The organism is Coprococcus sp. HPP0074 (assembly GCF_964238105.1).
GTDB classification, from domain to species: Bacteria; Bacillota; Clostridia; order Lachnospirales; family Lachnospiraceae; genus Faecalimonas; species Faecalimonas umbilicata.
On sequence record NZ_CAXSKS010000006.1, the window covers coordinates 126,475 to 144,559 of the forward strand.

Below are 18,085 nucleotides of genomic sequence, written 5' to 3' on the forward strand. Positions count from 1 at the left end.
GAGAAGTAGATGGCAACACGTAGGAAAGTCCTGCGGGAAGGGACGAGAAAGAAAATTGAATATTTTGACTATAACCTGCTTGCGGTTTTGATTTTTATTATCTGTTTCGGTTTGATTATGCTGTACAGTGCCAGTGCCTATAATTCTCAGGCGGCGAACAATGGTGATGGAATGTATTTGTTCAGAAGACAGGCAATGGTCACGGCAGGAAGTTTTGTTGTGATGCTTGTTATTTCCAAGATTGATTACCATCTCTATGCCCCGTTTGCAAAAATCATTTATTATATTTCGATTTTTCTGATGGTACTTGTGCGCTGGTCGCCGCTTGGACTTGAGGCAAATGGATCAAAGAGATGGCTTGGTATTAAAGATACCCCGTTTCAGATGCAGCCATCCGAAGTGGCGAAGATTGCAGTGATCATATTCATTCCGTATATTATCTGTCAGCTTGGGAAATATCTTAAGACAAGTGCCGGGATGACGCGAGTGCTTGTCTATGGAGGATTTGCTTCGTTCAGCGTATTTTTCTTTACCGATAACTTAAGTACGGCAATTATCGTGGCAGGGATCGTGTGTGGTATGATTTTTGTGGCGCACCCGAAGACAAAGCCTTTTATCAAGATTGCAGTTGGCGGAATGGTGGCTGTTGGAATTTTTCTGGTGATTATTTTAGTGCAGCTTTCTTCCAGTGATAATTTCCGTATCCAGCGTGTCGTTACATGGCTTCAGCCGGACAAGCATATGGCAGAAGGCGGATATCAGGTAATGCAGGGATTGTATGCGATTGGTTCCGGAGGATTCTGGGGCAAAGGACTTGGGAACAGTGTTCAGAAGCTTTCGGCAATTCCGGAGGTACAAAATGATATGATCCTTGCGGCAATCTGCGAGGAACTTGGAATCTTTGGCGCAATCGTTATTTTAATCCTTTTTGGCATGCTTTTATATCGCCTGATGTTCATTGCACAAAATGCCCCGGATTTATACGGCTCTTTGATCGTAACTGGAATTTTTACGCATATTGCGCTTCAGGTCATTTTGAATATTGCGGTTGTAACAAACTTGATTCCGACTACTGGAATCACACTTCCGTTTTTTAGCTACGGAGGTACGTCGATTTTGTTCTTGATGTCAGAGATGGGGCTGGCATTAGGGGTATCGCGCACGATAAAGTTTGAAGAAACTTAAGAAAAAACTTTTCATACAGCAGGCAGTGTGGTATTATAATGTAGTATTGAAAACTACATGAAAACATGATTGAGTATCATGAGAGCTGGTATCTGGGAGGGATGAAGAATGAATTACAAGATTGTCGTGGACAGTTGCGGAGAATTGACAGAAGAGATGAAACAAAGCGGATATTTTGAATCTGTTGCGATGAGTATAGAATTAGAAGGAAGTACGATTGTAGATGATGAGACCTTTGATCAGGCAGACTTTTTAAAACGGATTGCAGCCAGTGGAGAATGTCCGAAGTCGTCTTGCCCATCTCCGGAACGTTATATGGAAAGCTATGCTGGAGAAGCGGAACATGTATACGTTGTAACATTGACAGCAGAACTTAGTGGTTCGTATAACAGTGCAGTGCTTGGGAAAAATCTGTACGAGGAGGAATATGGGAAGAAGCAGATTCATATTTTTAACTCCAAATCTGCTTCTGTCGGGGAAACTTTGATCGCGCTGAAAATTCAGGAATGCGAAGAAGCTGGCATGACATTTGAGGAGGTCATTCAGACAGTAGAAGAATATATAGAAAGTCAGAAATTATATTTTGTCCTGGAAACATTGGAAACTTTAAAGAAAAATGGAAGATTAAAGGGAGTCAAAGCATTGGTTGCCAGTGCATTGAATATAAAGCCTGTAATGGGAGCTACTCCGGAAGGAACAATTTACCAGATCGGTCAGGCACGTGGAATTAAGAAAGCATTGGCGAAGATGACAGAAATGGCTGCGGAAGGAATTCAATGCGGGGAGAATAAGATTCTTGGGATTGCACATTGCAACTGCAGGGAGAGAGCAGAGGCGGTGGCGGAGATGATCAAAGAAAAGAAAAAAGTGAAAGATGTGATCATCTCAAATACAGCAGGAATCAGCAGTATGTATGCAAATGATGGAGGAATCATTGTTGTAATATAAGAGAAGATGTTGCAAAGGAGCTGTGAAAGAAATGAGTCAGGAGAAAGTAAACAGATATAAGGAAGAAAAAGCCAACAGAAAGAAGATGCTGCGCCGCCAAAAAGTTATGAATACAGTTCGAAAGACTGTAGTATCTGTTGTGTGTGTGGCGGTTCTGGGATGGATCGGTTATTCGGTATACAGTACTTATACAGAGAGCCAGCCAAGAGAATCCTATGAAGTGGATTACAGTGCGGTAACAGAATATTTGCAAGGTGCATAATCGTGAAGGGAGTCGGAGAAGAGAGTAAGATCTTTTCTGGCTCTCTTTTTAAAATGAAAACTAGAAAACTGAAAAAAAGTCTTGAAATCAAGTAAGAAGTGGGGTACAATAAATCTAAGTGGTAGAAAGTGGTGAAAAGTGGTACGAAATGGAAAGGAAGTGGCAGACCATTTCGAGAGAAGGTGACCTTCATGTTGACTGGAGAATATAATCATAGTATTGATTCAAAAGGCAGATTAATTATCCCTGCCAAGTTTCGAGAGATACTTGGTGACAGTTTTGTAATTACAAAAGGGTTAGATAACTGCTTATTTGTGTATCCGGACAATGAGTGGAAACTTTTTGAAGAAAAGCTCAGAACCTTACCGCTTACAAACAAGAACGCAAGAACTTTTACGCGCTTTTTCCTTGGGAGTGCAGTGGAAGGCGTACTTGACAAACAAGGAAGAGTTTTAATCTCTTCAGCCCTGAGAGATTTTGCTGGTCTTGAAAAGGAAGTCGTTCTGGTAGGGGTGCTGGATCGAGTTGAGATTTGGGATAAGGCAAAATGGGATGAAAGTAATGCTGAAGTAGAAGCAAATATGGATGATATTGCCGGTCACATGGAAGAATTAGGGCTTGGCATCTAATTCATGACAATAGAAAGAGAGCAAGTGATGCTTTCTATCGTTAGAAATGGAGGACAATATGGAATTCAAGCATAAGTCAGTATTACTGGAAGAGACGGTAAATGGTCTGAACATCAAGCCAGACGGCATTTACGTAGATGGAACGCTTGGTGGTGGCGGGCATGCCGAAGAGGTATGTAAGCAATTAAATGACAAGGGGAGTTTTATAGGAATAGATCAGGACGCAGCGGCGATTGAAGCAGCGAGTGTTCGGTTGGCCGGCTTCGGGGAGAGAGTCACGATAATCAGAAGTAATTATTGTGATATGAAGTCGAGACTTCGGGAAAGAGGAATTGACAAAGTCGATGGGATAATCCTTGATTTGGGCGTATCATCTTATCAGTTAGATACGGCAGAAAGAGGATTTTCTTATCGTGTTGATGCCCCGTTAGATATGAGGATGGACAGGCGTCAGGAAAAGACGGCGCGTGATATCGTTAATACATACAGCGAGATGGAGCTATTTCGAATTATCCGTGACTATGGAGAGGACAAGTTCGCAAAGAATATTGCAAAGCATATTGTCATGGAAAGAGAGAAGGCGCCGATCGAGACTACGGGGCAGTTATGCGAGATTATCCGACATGCAATTCCGATGAAATTTCAGAAGAACACGGGACATCCGGCAAAGAGAACATTTCAGGCAATTCGTATTGAACTGAATCGAGAACTGGAAGTACTCAGAGATACATTAGATGAGATGATTGAGTTACTCAATGATAATGGAAGGATCTGTATCATTACATTTCACTCATTGGAAGACCGGATCGTGAAGGGAATATTTAAGAAGAATGAGAATCCTTGTACTTGTCCAAGCCATTTTCCTGTATGCGTTTGTGGAAATGTATCGAAAGGGAAAGTGATCACGAAAAAACCGATCTTGCCTGGCGAACAGGAATTAGAAGAGAACAGTCGGTCAAAGAGCGCGAAGCTTAGGATTTTTGAGCGGCATGTGAATACGAAAGTATAAAAAGAAAGAGGAGAGATTGTAATGGCGATAAGAGAAGAAGCTTACGTATATGGAAACACTGTACGACAGCCGAAAGTCAGTATAGATAGACAGACAGCATTACAGCCTTCAGAACCAAAAAGGGTGAGTAAACAAGTACATAAAAATAGAAAAAGAGCATTGGATATGAATAAGGGATATGTGTTGTTTTTATCTATAGCTGCCATTGCAGCGCTCTTTATTTGTGTAAGATATCTTCAGATTCAGTCTGAGATTACGAACCGTTCCGAAGCGATCGCTGCACTTCAAAGTGAACTGACAGAGCTGAAAGAGGAGAATACAGCAATGTACAATGCTGCGACAGACAGCGTGGACTTAGAAGAGCTTCGCAAACGTGCTGTAGAAGATCTGGGGATGGTGCCGGCTACGCCGGATCAGGTCATGGAATATGACAGCCCGACGAGCAGTTATGTGAAACAGTACGAAGAGATACCGGAAAATGGAATATTAGCACAGTCAAGTAAAGTTTCTAAGTAAAAGGTGAGAAAATGTCCAAAAGAAAAAAGCGAAACTCATTTCATTTTTTAAAAAGAAAATTTTCGAAGATTATGCAGAAAAAGCTAGTACTATTATTTTCATTAGTTGTGCTGGCTTTTGCTATTTTAATTGGAAGAATTATACAGATCAATGCCATGAATGGCGAAAAATATACGAAGGTCGTTTTAGATCAGCAGCAGTATGACAGCAGGGTGATTCCTTTTCGAAGAGGAGATATTGTGGATCGCAATGGAACAAAGCTTGCAACCAGTGAGCGCGTGTACAATGTTATTCTGGATGTCAAGGCAATGCTTGAGAAAGACGAATATCAGGAGCCTACGATCAAAGTTTTAAAAGACTGCTTTGGAATCGCAGAGGAGGATGTGGAGGAACTGGTCGAATCGAGTCCAGAAAGCCGTTATAATATACTTCTGAAAGGTGTAGATTATAATACTGCGAAGGAATTTGAGGCGATCGATGAAGACGAAGAGAAGCATCCGAATGTTAAGGGAATCTGGCTGGAAGAGGATTATGTGCGGAAATATCCGTACAATTCACTGGCGAGTGATGTAATCGGATTTTCCAATGCAGACGATGTGGGAACAATCGGTCTTGAGGCATCTTACAATGCAATTTTAAATGGAGTAGACGGAAGAGAGTACGGTTATCTGGAAGAAGGAGCGCTTCTGGAACGTACAATCAAGGAAGCGGAGAATGGAAACACGATCGTATCTACCATTGACGCAGAACTCCAGAAGATTGTGGAAAAACATATTTTAGAATTTAATGAAGCTTATAAGGATAATGCAGAGAAAGGAAACGGAAGCTTGAATACAGCGGTGATCATTGCAGATCCGCAGAGTGGGGAGATCCTTGCACAGGCATCTTACCCGAACTTTGATCTGAACAAACCGCGTGATATTTCTGCCTACTACACAGAGAAAGAACTGAAGAAGATGAAAGAGGAAGAAAAAGTGGAGATCCTCAATAATCTTTGGAGGGATTTTTGTGTCAGCGATTCGTATGAACCGGGATCAACAGCAAAACCGTTTACTGTTGCAGCGGGACTGGAAACAGGAAAGATAAGGGGAAATGAAGTATATACTTGCGGAGGATCTCTCGTTGTTGCGGAGGATACAGAGCCGATCAATTGTCACTACACAGCGGGGCACGGTACGCAGACCATTGCGCAGTCGATTGCAAATTCTTGTAACGTTGCAATGATGGAAATGATCAAAGTGATTGGAGCTGAAGATTTTTATCGTTATCAGAGTATCTTTGGATTTGGCGCTCAGACAGGGATTGACCTGCCGGGAGAGGCAGAGGGGATCCTGCAGGATCCAGAGCTGGTAGGTCCGGTAGATCTGGCAACTAATTCCTTCGGGCAGAATTTCAATGTGACGATGGAACAGATGGTTGCGGGAATGTCAGCCTTGATCAATGGAGGCAACTATTATGAGCCGCATGTTGTCAAACAGATTCAAGATGAAAACGGAAATGTGATTGAGACGAAAGAATCTGTTTTGAAGAAACGTGTGATTTCTGAGCAGACGTCGACAATGCTGAAACAGTATATGAAAACGGTTATGGAAGGAACTGGAACAGGAGCCTCAGCAGCGGTGGAAGGATATGACATCGGAGGAAAGACTGGTACTGCTGAGAAATACCCTAGAAACAGTGGAAAGCATTTACTTTCTTTCATTGGATATGCACCGCAGGATGAGCCGGAAGTGCTGATTTATGTTGTGATTGATGAGCCGAATACAGAGTCCCAGGAAGACAGTTCTCTCGTGTTGAATCTGGCGCGAAGTATTATGGAAGAGGCATTTCCATATATGAATATTTCTACGATTGACGGGCAGCCGGTTGTAGCTCCGGAGCAGCCGGAGGAAGATCAGCAAGAGGTAGAAACACAGGCGGAGAATGAGACGGAAACCGAAAGTCAAGAAGAGGTTTCGGGAGAACCTTCCTATGAAGGGGAAGCTGTCGGGGATGTTTCTTACGAAGGGGAAAGTTATGACGATGGTGCTTACGGAGATGGAACTTACGAGGACGGCTCTGGGGATATGGAGTCTGGATATTGATTGAACGATTTTATGAAAATTTTGTCCAAGGAAATGTGAATAACCTCACAGAAGTGTTAATAAATTATAAAAACAACTTCTGTGAGGTTTTTTTATGAAAAATAAGACCTATAATAAGAAAAAAGTGCTTGTGGTCTTTCTCGCAGCGGTCACAGTGATCTTAGGATTGATCGGACGGCTGTGTTATCTGATGATTTTTGATGCAGAATATTACCAGAAAAAAGCGGAGGCGCTCCATGAACGGGAACGTGAAATTAAAGCCGCAAGAGGAGAAATTGTAGATCGGAATGGAACAGTGCTTGCGACGAATCGTACAGTCTGCACGATTTCTGTGATTCACAGCCAGATCAAGGATCAGGAGCGTGTCATTGAAGTGCTGGCAGAGGAGCTGGAGTTGGAACCCGAGGTGGTGAGAAAACGAGTAGAAAAAGTTTCGTCTATGGAGAGGATCAAAACGAATGTACCGAAGGAAATCGGGGATAAGATTCGTGAATATGATCTTGCGGGGGTAAAAGTAGATGAAGATTTCAAGCGCTATTATCCATATGAAACGCTGGCATCAAAAGTGCTCGGATTTACCGGAGGGGATAATCAGGGAATCATCGGGTTGGAAGTGAAGTATGAGAAGTATCTGAAAGGACAGAACGGAATGATCCTCACGACAACAGATGCCCGTGGAATTGAACTGGATGGGATTGCAGAAGACCGCATCGAACCGGTACCGGGGAATACATTGCAGCTCAGCATAGACTATAACATTCAGAAATATGCTGAGCAGGCGGCACAGAAAGTGATGGAGGAAAAGCAGGCAGATGGGGTGTCTATCCTGCTGATGAATCCTCAAAATGGAGAAATACTGGCGATGGTGAATGTGCCAGAATTTAATCTGAATGATCCTTTTACACTGACGGAGGAATTTCTGGCAGCAAATGCTGAAAAACAGCCTGCAGCAGATATGAAAGATCCGGAGAAGAAGCAGGAACTCCTGAATCAGATGTGGAGAAATCGCTGTATTAACGATACTTATGAGCCAGGGTCGACTTTTAAGATTATTACGTCCTCTGCCTGTCTGGAAGCAGGCGTAGTGAAACTGGATGACACTTTTCAATGTCCGGGATATCGGATGGTGGAGGATCGGAAGATCCGATGTCACAAAGTAGGAGGACATGGAACGGAAACATTTGTGCAAGGAGTTCAAAATTCCTGTAACCCGGTATTTATCGACATCGGTCTGCGACTCGGTGTGGATAAGTTCTGCGAGTATTTTAAACAGTTTGGATTGCTGGATCTGACAGGGGTAGATCTTCCAGGAGAAGCAGGAACAATCATGCATAAGAAGGAAAACATCGGTGCGGTAGAGCTGGCAACGATGAGTTTTGGGCAATCCTTCCAGATTACGCCGGTGCAGATGGCGACAACGGTAAGTTCTCTGATCAACGGAGGGGTTCGTGTGACACCACATTTTGGCATGGGAATTGTGGATCGGGAAGGAGAAAAGCTGGAACCTTTTTCTTATCCGGAAAGAAAAGGAGTGGTATCGAAAGAAACGTCGGCGACAATGCGAACGATCCTTGAGAGCGTTGTAGCAGAAGGATCTGGGAAAAACGCATATATTGAAGGATATCGGATCGGAGGAAAGACAGCAACCTCGCAGACACTTCCGAGAAGCGCCAATAAATATATTTCTTCTTTTATCGGATTTGCTCCGGCAGACAATCCACAAATACTAGGAATGGCGGTGATCCATGATCCGCAGGGAATTTATTATGGGGGAACGATTGCGGCTCCGGTAATCCGTGATATTTTCGACAATATTCTTCCATATATGGGGATAGAAAGAGGGCCGGTTAGCGAAACAAAAGAGGAGGAGTAGTTGAAAATGAGAGGGAAATGAAGTATACTATATAAGTTGAATTAAAATGAGAACAAAAGAGTGAAAGGGTGTATCTATGGATTATAAATTAATTGTACCAGTGCTGATTTCTTTTGCATTGAGTCTGCTGATGGGACCGGTCGTCATTCCGTTTCTGAGAAAACTAAAGATGGGACAGACAGAACGGGTGGAAGGTGTACAGTCACATTTGAAGAAGGCAGGAACACCGACAATGGGCGGTGTGATCATCCTTGGAAGTGTATTGCTCACTTCAGTTTTTTATATAAAAGAATATCCGAAGATCATACCGGTGCTGTTTGTGACACTTGGTTTTGGATTGATCGGATTTCTCGATGATTATTTGAAAGTTGTGATGAAACGGTCGGATGGGTTGTTTCCAAAGCAGAAGATGGCGCTTCAGATTGTTGTGACGGCAGTGTTTGCCTACTATCTTGTAAAAGTGACAAATGTTCCAATGACACTACTGATTCCATTTTCCAGTGGAAAATATCTGGATATCGGATGGCTTTCGATTCCGCTGTTGTTTGTTGTCGTGATTGGAACGGTCAATGGAGTGAATTTCACGGATGGGCTGGATGGCTTGGCCTCCAGTGTGACGGTGCTTGTTGCCACATTTTTCACTGTAGTGGCAGTGGGGACGAGAAGCGGTATCGAGCCTGTGACCTGTGCGGTTGTGGGAGCGCTGCTTGGCTTTTTACTCTTTAATGTCTATCCGGCGAGTGTGTTTATGGGAGATACCGGATCGCTTGCGCTGGGAGGATTTGTGGCATCCACAGCATATATGCTCCAGATGCCGCTCTTCATCGTGATCGTAGGGCTGATTTATCTGATTGAAGTGCTGTCGGTTATGATTCAGGTGACATATTTTAAGAAGACAGGCGGGAAAAGAATCTTTAAAATGGCGCCAATTCATCATCATTTTGAACTTTGCGGCTGGTCTGAGACACGGGTTGTAGCAGTGTTCGCTGTTGCAACAGCAATTTTATGTCTGATTGGCCTGATGGCGCTTTAGGAGGGTATTATGGATTTAAGAGGAAAAAAAGTACTTGTATTTGGAACAGGAATCAGCGGAATTGGTGCAGGAGCGCTGCTTGAGAGGGCACAAGCGTCTGTGATCCTGTACGATGGAAATGAAAATTTAGACAAAGAAAACTTAAGAAAACATTTTGCGGCAGAGAGCTCTGTTGAGATCTTGCTCGGCAGCCTTCCGCTGGAAGTGATGGATCAGCTGGAACTTGTTGTGTTAAGTCCGGGGGTTCCGACAGATCTTCCGCTTGTAAATCAGTTGAGAGAACGAGAAATTCCAATTTGGGGAGAAGTGGAACTGGCATACCGCTTTGCAAGTGGAGAGGTACTTGCAATTACCGGAACAAATGGAAAGACAACAACAACTGCATTGCTGGGGGAAATCATGAAAGCGTACAGAGACAGTGTTTTTGTTGTCGGGAATATCGGGACACCGTACACGGGAGCTTCGCTGGAGATGAAGGAAGATTCTGTGACGGTTGCGGAGATGAGCAGCTTTCAGTTGGAGACGATCGATACGTTCCATCCAAAGGTAAGTGCGATCTTAAATATTACACCAGATCATTTAAACCGACATCATACGATGGAGGCATATATTCAGGCGAAAGAGGAAATCACAAAAAATCAGACAGAGGAAGATGTCTGTGTACTCAATTATGAGGACGAAGTGCTGCGTGCATTCGGAGAGAAACTTCATACACAGGTTCTATATTTCAGCAGCAGGCGTAAACTAGAGAGAGGGATCTATCTTGAAGACGGAAAGATCATTTATGCAGATGGAAAGCCGGAAGTGCTCTGTAAGGTAGAAGAACTAAAGTTGCTTGGTACACATAATTATGAGAATGTGATGGCGGCTTCTGCGATGGCAGCGGCATATGGAGTCCCGCTTTCGAGTATACGAGAGACGATCAGGAATTTCGGCGGAGTTGCCCACCGGATCGAATTTGTGACGGAGAAAGAAGGGGTTGCATACTACAATGACTCCAAGGGAACAAATCCGGATGCTGCCATCAAGGCAGTGGAGGCGATGAATCGACCGACGATACTGATCGGAGGAGGATATGATAAGAACTCTTCTTATGATGAGTGGATTGATTCTTTCGGGGAAAAAGTAAGATACCTTGTATTAGTTGGAGCAACAAAAGAGAAAATCGCTGAGACCGCAAGAAGAAAAGGATTTGACAATGTTATCCTCGCAGATACTTTTGAGGAGGCTGTCATGGAGAGTGCGCGACTTGCAAGAGAGGGAGATGCAGTACTTCTTTCCCCTGCATGTGCGAGTTGGGGCATGTTTAAAAATTTTGAAGAACGTGGAGATAAATTCAAAGAACTTGTAAATCATTTATAAGGAGTGAAGAATTGTGGGCAGACCCGGAAAGAAAAAAGAGTATGATTACACATTGCTTGCGGTTGTATTTCTGCTCGTGTTCGTAGGATTGATAATCTTGTACAGTACGAGTGCCTACAATGGTGAGTTAAAATTCCACGATCGTTTTTACTATTTAAAAAAACAGTTGTTTGCAACGATTTTAGGAACGGTTCTGATGCTGGTCGTGGCAAATATCGATTATCATGTCTGGGAACCGCTTGCAGGCATTGGCTATCTTGTTGCAATCGGGCTGTCTGTTGCGGTGATTTTTATAGGAGATGAGTATAATGGGTCCAAAAGATGGCTGTCTTTGGGACCTTTATCTTTTCAACCGTCAGAGTATGCAAAGGTGGCGCTGATTCTATTTCTTGCATGTATTGTGACCAAAAATGTAAAAGAGATGGGAAAGATCAAGACTTTGTTTAAGATCATGCTTATGGTACTACCGGTTGTCGGTCTTGTCGGGGCAAGTAATTTAAGTACTGCAATCATTATTCTTGGGATTGCAGTCATTCTGATTTTTGTGGCAAGTCCAAAGTATGCACAGTTTATCTGGATGGGGCTGCTTGGATGTGGATTCCTTGGTATTTTCCTCGGGGTGGAGAGCTATCGTCTGGAACGTCTTGCAATCTGGAGAAACCCGGAAAAGTATGAGAAAGGTTATCAAACATTGCAGGGACTTTATGCAATCGGTTCCGGAGGGCTTTTTGGAAGGGGAATGGGAAACAGTGTACAGAAACTCGGATTTGTCCCGGAGGCACAGAATGACATGATTTTTTCCATTGTCTGTGAAGAACTGGGACTTGTGGGAGCGGCACTGATCATCCTCTTGTTTTTGCTTCTGATCTGGCGTTTCTTTGCCATTGCAGTTCATGCGCAGGATCTGTTTGGAGCGCTGATCGCATCTGGAGCAATGGCGCACATGATGATACAGGTGATTTTAAATATTGCGGTAGTGACAAATACGATTCCCAATACAGGAATCACACTTCCGTTTATCAGTTATGGAGGGACATCGGTTCTGTTTCTTTTGATGGAAATGGGACTTGTGCTGAGTGTGTCCAGTCTGATACAATAAAGAGAACATCCGGCGCGGAAGGACGCGACGGCAACAAAGTTGTTAGGAGGATAGGATGACGACATTTAAACATCGTAAAGTACAAAAGAAAAGAAAATATGGACTTTATGCATTGCTTGTAGGTTTGATTGCAGCAGCAATCCTTGCGCTGTCTGTATTTTTGCTGTTTCATATACAAAAGATCGAAGTGACGGGAATAGAGATGCTGACACAGCAGGAAGTGTCAGACTGGGTAAAAAGTGACACAATGTCCGGCAATTCCCTATACGTTCTCTGGAAATCCAAGTTTCGTCCGGACAAATTACTTCCTATGATGAAAAGTGCAGAGATCAGTATGAAGAATCCGTGGACGATCAAAGTAAAGATTGAAGAGCATAAATTGCTTGGCGGAATTCTTTATGAGAATGAATATGCCTATTTTGATGAGGAAGGAACCGTCTTAAAGAAACAGACAGAGTCCATTCCGGGGATTCCGCTTGTTGAGGGGCTGGGTGTGAAAAAGGTTGTCTTAAATCATAAAGTAAAAGCGGAGAATCGAAAGGTATTCAGCTATGTCATCCAGGTTGGAAAAGTTGTGGAAAAATGGGAACTTAGTCCAGAGAAGATTGTGTTTAACGGAACAGAGGCCACACTTCATTTTGGGACGATCGCAGTTAATATCGGCGATGAGAATTTTGATGACAGAGTTGCTCAGATTACTCCAATTTTAGAAAAACTTCAGGGAAAAAGCGGAACTGTTCATTTGGAAAACTTTACAATGCAGTCAACGCTAATCAGCTTCCGGCCGACAGTGGAGGCAGAAGATGGAACTGTGACAGAAGGGGAAGATCAGATACTTGATGAAACCGGAGCGACAGACAGCGGTGAACAGACAGATGCTGACAGTTATAATGAAGACTGGGAAGCAGAACCACAGTATGATGAGAGTGTGACTTATGGCGATGGAACGGAAATCTATGATGACGAAACCGGAAGTTATGAGGATGGAAGCGGCACATACGATGACGGAAGTGAAAATTATGATGGGACAGGCACTTATGATGACGGAAGCGGAATGGGGTATTAGAAAATGATACTGCATCTGCTTTGAACGGAGAGTGCCACGACAAAAAAATCGGAAAATCTAAAAAAGGCTATTGATTAATTAGAAGAAAAACTATATTATATATCTATATGGCAGAATCTATATAGAACCAGAGGGATGTATAAGAAGTAGATCGATAAAGGAGGAAAAACTCTTGTTAGAAATTAAAACAAATGAATCTGAAGCAGCAGCAAAAATTATCGTCATTGGTGTCGGTGGCGGCGGAAATAACGCAGTGAACCGAATGATCGATGAACAGATCGCCGGTGTGGAATTTATTGCTATTAATACAGATAAGCAGGCATTACAATTATCGAAAGCTCCTACATTGATGCAGATCGGTGAGAAGCTTACGAAAGGACTTGGAGCAGGTGCTAAACCTGAGATTGGTGAGAAGGCAGCAGAGGAAAGCTCAGAAGAAATCGCAGCAGCAATCAAAGGTGCAGATATGGTATTCGTTACTTGTGGTATGGGAGGCGGAACCGGAACAGGTGCGACTCCGGTTGTAGCACGTATCGCAAAGGATATGGGTGCACTGACAGTCGGTGTAGTTACAAAGCCATTCCGTTTTGAATCCAAGACAAGAATGAACAATGCGCTTGCAGGAATTGAGAAGTTAAAAGAGAGCGTAGATACGTTAATCGTTATTCCGAATGATAAATTACTGGAAGTAGTAGACCGCAGAACAACAATGCCGGAAGCACTGAAGAAGGCAGACGAAGTTCTTCAGCAAGGTATCCAGGGAATCACAGACCTGATCAATGTACCGTCTCTGATCAACCTTGACTTTGCAGATGTGCAGACAGTTATGATTGACAAGGGAATTGCACACATCGGAATTGGTCAGGGCAAGGGAGATGACAAGGCATTAGAAGCTGTGAAACAGGCAGTGGCAAGTCCGCTTCTTGAGACAACTATTGCAGGTGCTTCTCACGTTATTATCAATATCTCAGGAGATATCACACTGATGGATGCCAGTGATGCAGCAGAATACGTACAAGAACTTGCAGGGGAAGATGCAAATATCATCTTCGGTGCAATGTATGACGATTCAAAGTCAGACGAGGCAGTGATCACAGTTATTGCTACCGGACTTCATAACGTGGAAGGACCGTCATCCAGACTCAAATCCAGACTGGATGGACAGAAGACAGGCAGTGTGCTTCCAAATACTAGTCACACAGCAGCTTCAGCAGCAGGAACAGCATCTTCTGTAAGACAGGCAAGACCAGAATTCAGCGTAATTGGAAATAACACCAATACATCAGCTGGCCAGAGAACTTATACAGGGACAACACCGGTGACACCGAGAGTTCCGACAAGTACAGTCAGAGAGAAATCCATCAAGATTCCGGATTTTTTTAAGAAATAGAACGATAAAATAGCAAACACTTATCTTTTATAATAGAAGCTCACCGAAGAGAACTATAGCAATGGGACGAGATCCAGTTGTTATAGTTCTTTTTTGTCGAAAAAATCCCAGAATAAGAAACAAATATTTGACAAATTCTGCAGAAGCATGCAGATATAATAATAAGTACGGAAATGAAAAGATATAAGGAAAGCGGAGCGGAAAAGAGGTGGGAAATGTATTACGAAGTGTACATAGATGTGTTGTTTCTCATAAATTTTATGATGGACTACCTGCTGCTTCTGATTGTGCGCAGAGTATTGAAATGTACTGCCACACATGGAAATATTTGCGTGGGGAGTATTTTTGGAGCGGCAGCGGTCTGTATTTGCATGCTTCTCCCGGTAAGGAGTACACTGATTCGCTTTCTTTTGTTTCATTTATCTGTGAATGCAGCTATGATCTGGATCGGGTTGAAAATCCGAACACTCAGAGAATTTCTAAAGGCATTTGTGGCATTATATGCCAGTGCATTTCTGCTTGGGGGAGTATTTACATGGCTGCAGCCGTATGTGCGCGCGGGAAGTCTTTTTTTTGGCGCAGCAGTCGGAAGTTATTATCTGGTGATCGGAATCTGGAAATTTCTTTTGTATCTGCAGCGCATGAACAAGTATCAATATACAGTTACGGTGTATACTTCCGGGGAGAGCTGCACGATACACGCGCTTTTAGATACCGGAAACAGTCTGTGCGATCCGGTTACGGGGAAGCCGGTCTGCATTTTAGGAAAGAGACAGGCAGGGGAGATTCTAAAAGAAAAGGAACTTCAGACACTGCGCTATATCCCGTACTGTTCTGTTGGAACAGAGAAAGGGGTACTTCCGGTGATCAGAGCAGAAAAAATGTGCATTCATACCGGGAAGGAGTGTTGGGTGGAAAAGCCGCTCATTGGAATTTGTGAGGAAGATAGTTTTACAAATGGGGAATATCAGATGATTCTGAATCCAGCAATATTAGGAGGAGTATAAAAATGGTAACAAATGCAATGCTGCCAAAGCAGTTTCGGATGAAGTTTTTGTCACAGTTTCGTAAGATCGTGATAGGGACAAGGAGAGAAATCCATTACATAGGAGGGTCAGAGGTGCTCCCGGCGCCATTGGAGATGGAAGAGGAGAGCGCAGTCATCAAGGAACTGGCAACAGAATATAATGAAAAAGCAAAAAAGGTGTTGATTGAACACAATCTCAGACTTGTCGTTTACATTGCCAAGAAATTTGATAATACGGGAATTGGGGTGGAAGATCTGATTTCAATTGGCACGATTGGTCTGATCAAAGCCATCAATACCTTTAATCCCACAAAGAAGATCAAGCTTGCAACCTATGCGTCCAGATGTATTGAAAATGAAATTTTGATGTATCTGAGAAGAAATAATAAAACAAAGCTGGAAGTGTCGATCGATGAGCCACTGAATGTGGATTGGGATGGAAATGAGCTATTGCTGTCAGATATCCTTGGAACCGAAGAAGATACAATCTACCGAGATCTAGAGACGGAGGCAGAACAGAAAATGCTGCGCAAAGCGATTGAAAAATTGTCTCCGAGGGAGAAGACGATCGTAGAGATGCGTTTTGGGATCAATCGTTCCGAAGGGGAAGAAAAGACACAGAAAGAGGTAGCGGATCTTTTGGGAATTTCTCAATCTTATATTTCACGTCTGGAGAAGAAGATTATGCAGAGATTAAAAAAGGAGATTGTACGCTACGAATCTTAAAAGAAAAATAAAAAAAGTATAAATAAAAGAATAAAGACTGAAATATATGCCGTTTTGATTGGAAATGTGTTATAATATAGTAAATTTTATGACAGCAGTTGCGAGGTGTTCCTGCATATTAGACAAAGAATATACAGCGGGGAACTGCCGCAATCAGAAAGGAGACTTGCATATGAAACTTACATTTATCGGTGCAGCACATGAGGTGACCGGAAGCTGCCATCTTCTGGAAGTCAATGGAAAACACATTCTGATCGACTGTGGTATGGAGCAGGGACCGGATCTCTATGAGAATCAAGAGATTCCGGTTGCCGTCGGGGAGATTGACTATGTACTTTTGACGCATGCACACATTGATCATTCCGGTCTGATTCCTCTGCTTGCCAAGCGAGGATTTCAAGGGCAGATCGTAACGACCTTTGCGACAGCAGACCTCTGTCAGATCATGCTCCGTGACAGTGCCCATATTCAGGAGTTTGAGGCTGAGTGGAGAAATAGAAAGGCGAGAAGATCTGGTGCAGAACTTTATGAGCCATTGTACACGATGGAAGATGCTGTCAATGCACTGCAATATTTTGTACCGTGCGATTACGATCAGAAAATTGAGCTTTGCGAGGGTGTATGGGTACGGTTTACAGATGTGGGACATTTGCTCGGCTCTGCGAGTATCGAAATTTGGATGTGTGAAGACAATGTGGAGAAGAAGATTGTATTTTCGGGGGATGTCGGAAATATCAATCAGCCGATCATCAAAGATCCGAAGACTGTGCGTGAAGCGGATTATGTAGTAATTGAATCTACCTATGGCAACAGGCTTCACGGAGATGAGATTCCAGACTATGTAGGTGAATTTACGAGAATACTCAGGGAAACTTTTGCAAAAGGCGGAAATGTGGTGATTCCATCTTTCGCGGTCGGACGTACACAGGAATTACTTTATTTTATTCGTGAGATCAAAGAGAAGAAGCTTTTGTCAGAGTTTCCTGATTTTGAAGTGTATGTGGACAGCCCGCTTGCAATCGAAGCGACGAACGTTTTTCAGAAGAATACAAAAGGATGCTTTGATGAAGATGCACTGAAACTTGTACAACAAGGAATCAATCCTCTCGTATTTCCGGGTTTGAAGCTTTCCACGACGAGCGATGATTCGAGGCTGATCAATTATGATAGTAAGCCGAAGGTGATTATTTCAGCGTCGGGTATGTGTGAAGCCGGAAGAATCCGCCATCATTTAAAACACAATCTGTGGAGAAAAGAATGTACGATTCTGTTTGTCGGTTATCAGGCGGTGGGAACGCTTGGAAGAAAGCTAATCGAAGGAGTACCGTCTGTCAAGCTGTTTGGTGAGACAATAGAGGTATGTGCAAAGATTGAGACGTTGAAAGGTATCAGCGGACATGCGGATATGAAAGGCTTACTTAGCTGGCTTGGTGGATTTGAGACGAAGCTTTCCCATGTATTTGTTGTGCATGGAGAGGATACGGTGACAGATGAATTCGCAAAGACGATTGAAGAACAATTTGGATGCCAGGCATTTGCACCATATTCCGGAGGATGCGTGGATCTGATGACAAATGAAGTGCTCACAGCTGGCGCGAGAGTTCCGAAAAAGGCAAAGGAAAAACCGATGGCGGTACGTGCTGCGACTGCATTCCAGAGAGTGGTTTCTGCAGGAAAACATCTCATGGAAGTTATTTTCAAAAACGAAGGACTGTCCAACAAAGATCTGGCAAAATTCGAATCACAGATTCAGAATCTTGCAGAAAAATGGGATCGTGATTAGAGAAGAAAGTAACCGGAATGAAAAATAGTAGAAGGAAAGTGGTATAACTGCCGGAGATTGTGAGAATCCTCTGACTAGAAAATGTTCTAGGAG

The 18,085-nt window shown here is 43.2% G+C and carries 16 protein-coding genes; all 16 read left to right on the forward strand.

Annotated elements, in window-relative coordinates:
- Positions 1-9 precede the first annotated feature (9 nt).
- Positions 10-1,185, forward strand: a complete 1,176-nt coding sequence (locus ACESPO_RS09235) for an FtsW/RodA/SpoVE family cell cycle protein (RefSeq protein WP_009262944.1) — start codon at positions 10-12, stop codon at positions 1,183-1,185.
- Between the two features lie 108 nt (positions 1,186-1,293).
- Positions 1,294-2,133, forward strand: coding sequence for a DegV family protein (locus tag ACESPO_RS09240; RefSeq protein WP_336304686.1), 840 nt, complete (start codon positions 1,294-1,296; stop codon positions 2,131-2,133).
- A gap of 31 nt (positions 2,134-2,164) precedes the next feature.
- Positions 2,165-2,395, forward strand: a complete 231-nt coding sequence (locus tag ACESPO_RS09245; RefSeq protein WP_009262942.1) for a hypothetical protein — start codon at positions 2,165-2,167, stop codon at positions 2,393-2,395.
- A 191-nt stretch (positions 2,396-2,586) separates the two neighbouring features.
- Positions 2,587-3,024, forward strand: a complete 438-nt coding sequence (gene mraZ, locus ACESPO_RS09250; protein WP_008976470.1) for a division/cell wall cluster transcriptional repressor MraZ — start codon at positions 2,587-2,589, stop codon at positions 3,022-3,024.
- A 58-nt stretch (positions 3,025-3,082) separates the two neighbouring features.
- The gene (rsmH, locus tag ACESPO_RS09255) at positions 3,083-4,033 is read left to right on the forward strand and encodes a 16S rRNA (cytosine(1402)-N(4))-methyltransferase RsmH (protein WP_008976469.1); all 951 of its coding nucleotides are present in this window, start codon (positions 3,083-3,085) and stop codon (positions 4,031-4,033) included.
- Positions 4,034-4,054: 21 nt separating this feature from the next.
- Complete coding sequence (locus ACESPO_RS09260) at positions 4,055-4,549, forward strand: hypothetical protein (protein WP_336304687.1); 495 nt, start codon at positions 4,055-4,057, stop codon at positions 4,547-4,549.
- 11 nt (positions 4,550-4,560) lie between these two features.
- On the forward strand, positions 4,561-6,633 hold the full coding sequence (locus tag ACESPO_RS09265; RefSeq protein ID WP_499788745.1) for a peptidoglycan D,D-transpeptidase FtsI family protein: 2,073 nt from the start codon (positions 4,561-4,563) through the stop codon (positions 6,631-6,633).
- Positions 6,634-6,727: 94 nt separating this feature from the next.
- On the forward strand, positions 6,728-8,506 hold the full coding sequence (locus ACESPO_RS09270; RefSeq protein ID WP_336304688.1) for a peptidoglycan D,D-transpeptidase FtsI family protein: 1,779 nt from the start codon (positions 6,728-6,730) through the stop codon (positions 8,504-8,506).
- 76 nt (positions 8,507-8,582) lie between these two features.
- A complete protein-coding gene (gene mraY / locus ACESPO_RS09275) occupies positions 8,583-9,539 on the forward strand; it encodes a phospho-N-acetylmuramoyl-pentapeptide-transferase (protein ID WP_008976465.1) in 957 nt (318 codons plus the stop codon).
- 9 nt (positions 9,540-9,548) lie between these two features.
- Positions 9,549-10,901 carry a UDP-N-acetylmuramoyl-L-alanine--D-glutamate ligase gene (gene murD / locus ACESPO_RS09280; protein WP_016439362.1) on the forward strand — a complete coding sequence of 451 codons (1,353 nt, stop codon included), beginning with the start codon at positions 9,549-9,551 and terminating at the stop codon, positions 10,899-10,901.
- 13 nt (positions 10,902-10,914) lie between these two features.
- Entirely contained in the window at positions 10,915-12,000 is a 1,086-nt protein-coding gene (locus ACESPO_RS09285; protein ID WP_336304689.1) for an FtsW/RodA/SpoVE family cell cycle protein, read from the forward strand.
- A 55-nt stretch (positions 12,001-12,055) separates the two neighbouring features.
- A complete protein-coding gene (locus tag ACESPO_RS09290) occupies positions 12,056-13,066 on the forward strand; it encodes a cell division protein FtsQ/DivIB (protein ID WP_270456533.1) in 1,011 nt (336 codons plus the stop codon).
- 172 nt (positions 13,067-13,238) lie between these two features.
- A complete protein-coding gene (ftsZ, locus tag ACESPO_RS09295; protein ID WP_008976461.1) occupies positions 13,239-14,456 on the forward strand; it encodes a cell division protein FtsZ in 1,218 nt (405 codons plus the stop codon).
- 215 nt (positions 14,457-14,671) lie between these two features.
- On the forward strand, positions 14,672-15,463 hold the full coding sequence (locus ACESPO_RS09300; protein WP_336304690.1) for a sigma-E processing peptidase SpoIIGA: 792 nt from the start codon (positions 14,672-14,674) through the stop codon (positions 15,461-15,463).
- A gap of 38 nt (positions 15,464-15,501) precedes the next feature.
- Positions 15,502-16,209: an RNA polymerase sporulation sigma factor SigE gene (sigE, locus tag ACESPO_RS09305; RefSeq protein ID WP_390110335.1), complete on the forward strand. Its 708-nt coding sequence runs from the start codon at positions 15,502-15,504 to the stop codon at positions 16,207-16,209.
- Positions 16,210-16,381: 172 nt separating this feature from the next.
- Complete coding sequence (locus tag ACESPO_RS09310) at positions 16,382-17,992, forward strand: MBL fold metallo-hydrolase RNA specificity domain-containing protein (RefSeq protein ID WP_499788746.1); 1,611 nt, start codon at positions 16,382-16,384, stop codon at positions 17,990-17,992.
- Positions 17,993-18,085: the final 93 nt, after the last annotated feature.

Excerpts from the sequence above, each read along its gene's own strand:
- ACESPO_RS09235 (WP_009262944.1), top strand. The coding sequence starts at position 10 with ATGGCAACACGTAGGAAAGTCCTGCGGGAAGGGACGAGAAAGAAAATT.
- ACESPO_RS09240 (WP_336304686.1), top strand. The coding sequence starts at position 1,294 with ATGAATTACAAGATTGTCGTGGACAGTTGCGGAGAATTGACAGAAGAG.
- ACESPO_RS09245 (WP_009262942.1), top strand. The coding sequence starts at position 2,165 with ATGAGTCAGGAGAAAGTAAACAGATATAAGGAAGAAAAAGCCAACAGA.
- mraZ (WP_008976470.1), top strand. The coding sequence starts at position 2,587 with ATGTTGACTGGAGAATATAATCATAGTATTGATTCAAAAGGCAGATTA.
- rsmH (WP_008976469.1), top strand. The coding sequence starts at position 3,083 with ATGGAATTCAAGCATAAGTCAGTATTACTGGAAGAGACGGTAAATGGT.
- ACESPO_RS09260 (WP_336304687.1), top strand. The coding sequence starts at position 4,055 with ATGGCGATAAGAGAAGAAGCTTACGTATATGGAAACACTGTACGACAG.
- ACESPO_RS09265 (WP_499788745.1), top strand. The coding sequence starts at position 4,561 with ATGTCCAAAAGAAAAAAGCGAAACTCATTTCATTTTTTAAAAAGAAAA.
- ACESPO_RS09270 (WP_336304688.1), top strand. The coding sequence starts at position 6,728 with ATGAAAAATAAGACCTATAATAAGAAAAAAGTGCTTGTGGTCTTTCTC.
- mraY (WP_008976465.1), top strand. The coding sequence starts at position 8,583 with ATGGATTATAAATTAATTGTACCAGTGCTGATTTCTTTTGCATTGAGT.
- murD (WP_016439362.1), top strand. The coding sequence starts at position 9,549 with ATGGATTTAAGAGGAAAAAAAGTACTTGTATTTGGAACAGGAATCAGC.
- ACESPO_RS09290 (WP_270456533.1), top strand. The coding sequence starts at position 12,056 with ATGACGACATTTAAACATCGTAAAGTACAAAAGAAAAGAAAATATGGA.
- ACESPO_RS09300 (WP_336304690.1), top strand. The coding sequence starts at position 14,672 with ATGTATTACGAAGTGTACATAGATGTGTTGTTTCTCATAAATTTTATG.
- sigE (WP_390110335.1), top strand. The coding sequence starts at position 15,502 with ATGAAGTTTTTGTCACAGTTTCGTAAGATCGTGATAGGGACAAGGAGA.
- ACESPO_RS09310 (WP_499788746.1), top strand. The coding sequence starts at position 16,382 with ATGAAACTTACATTTATCGGTGCAGCACATGAGGTGACCGGAAGCTGC.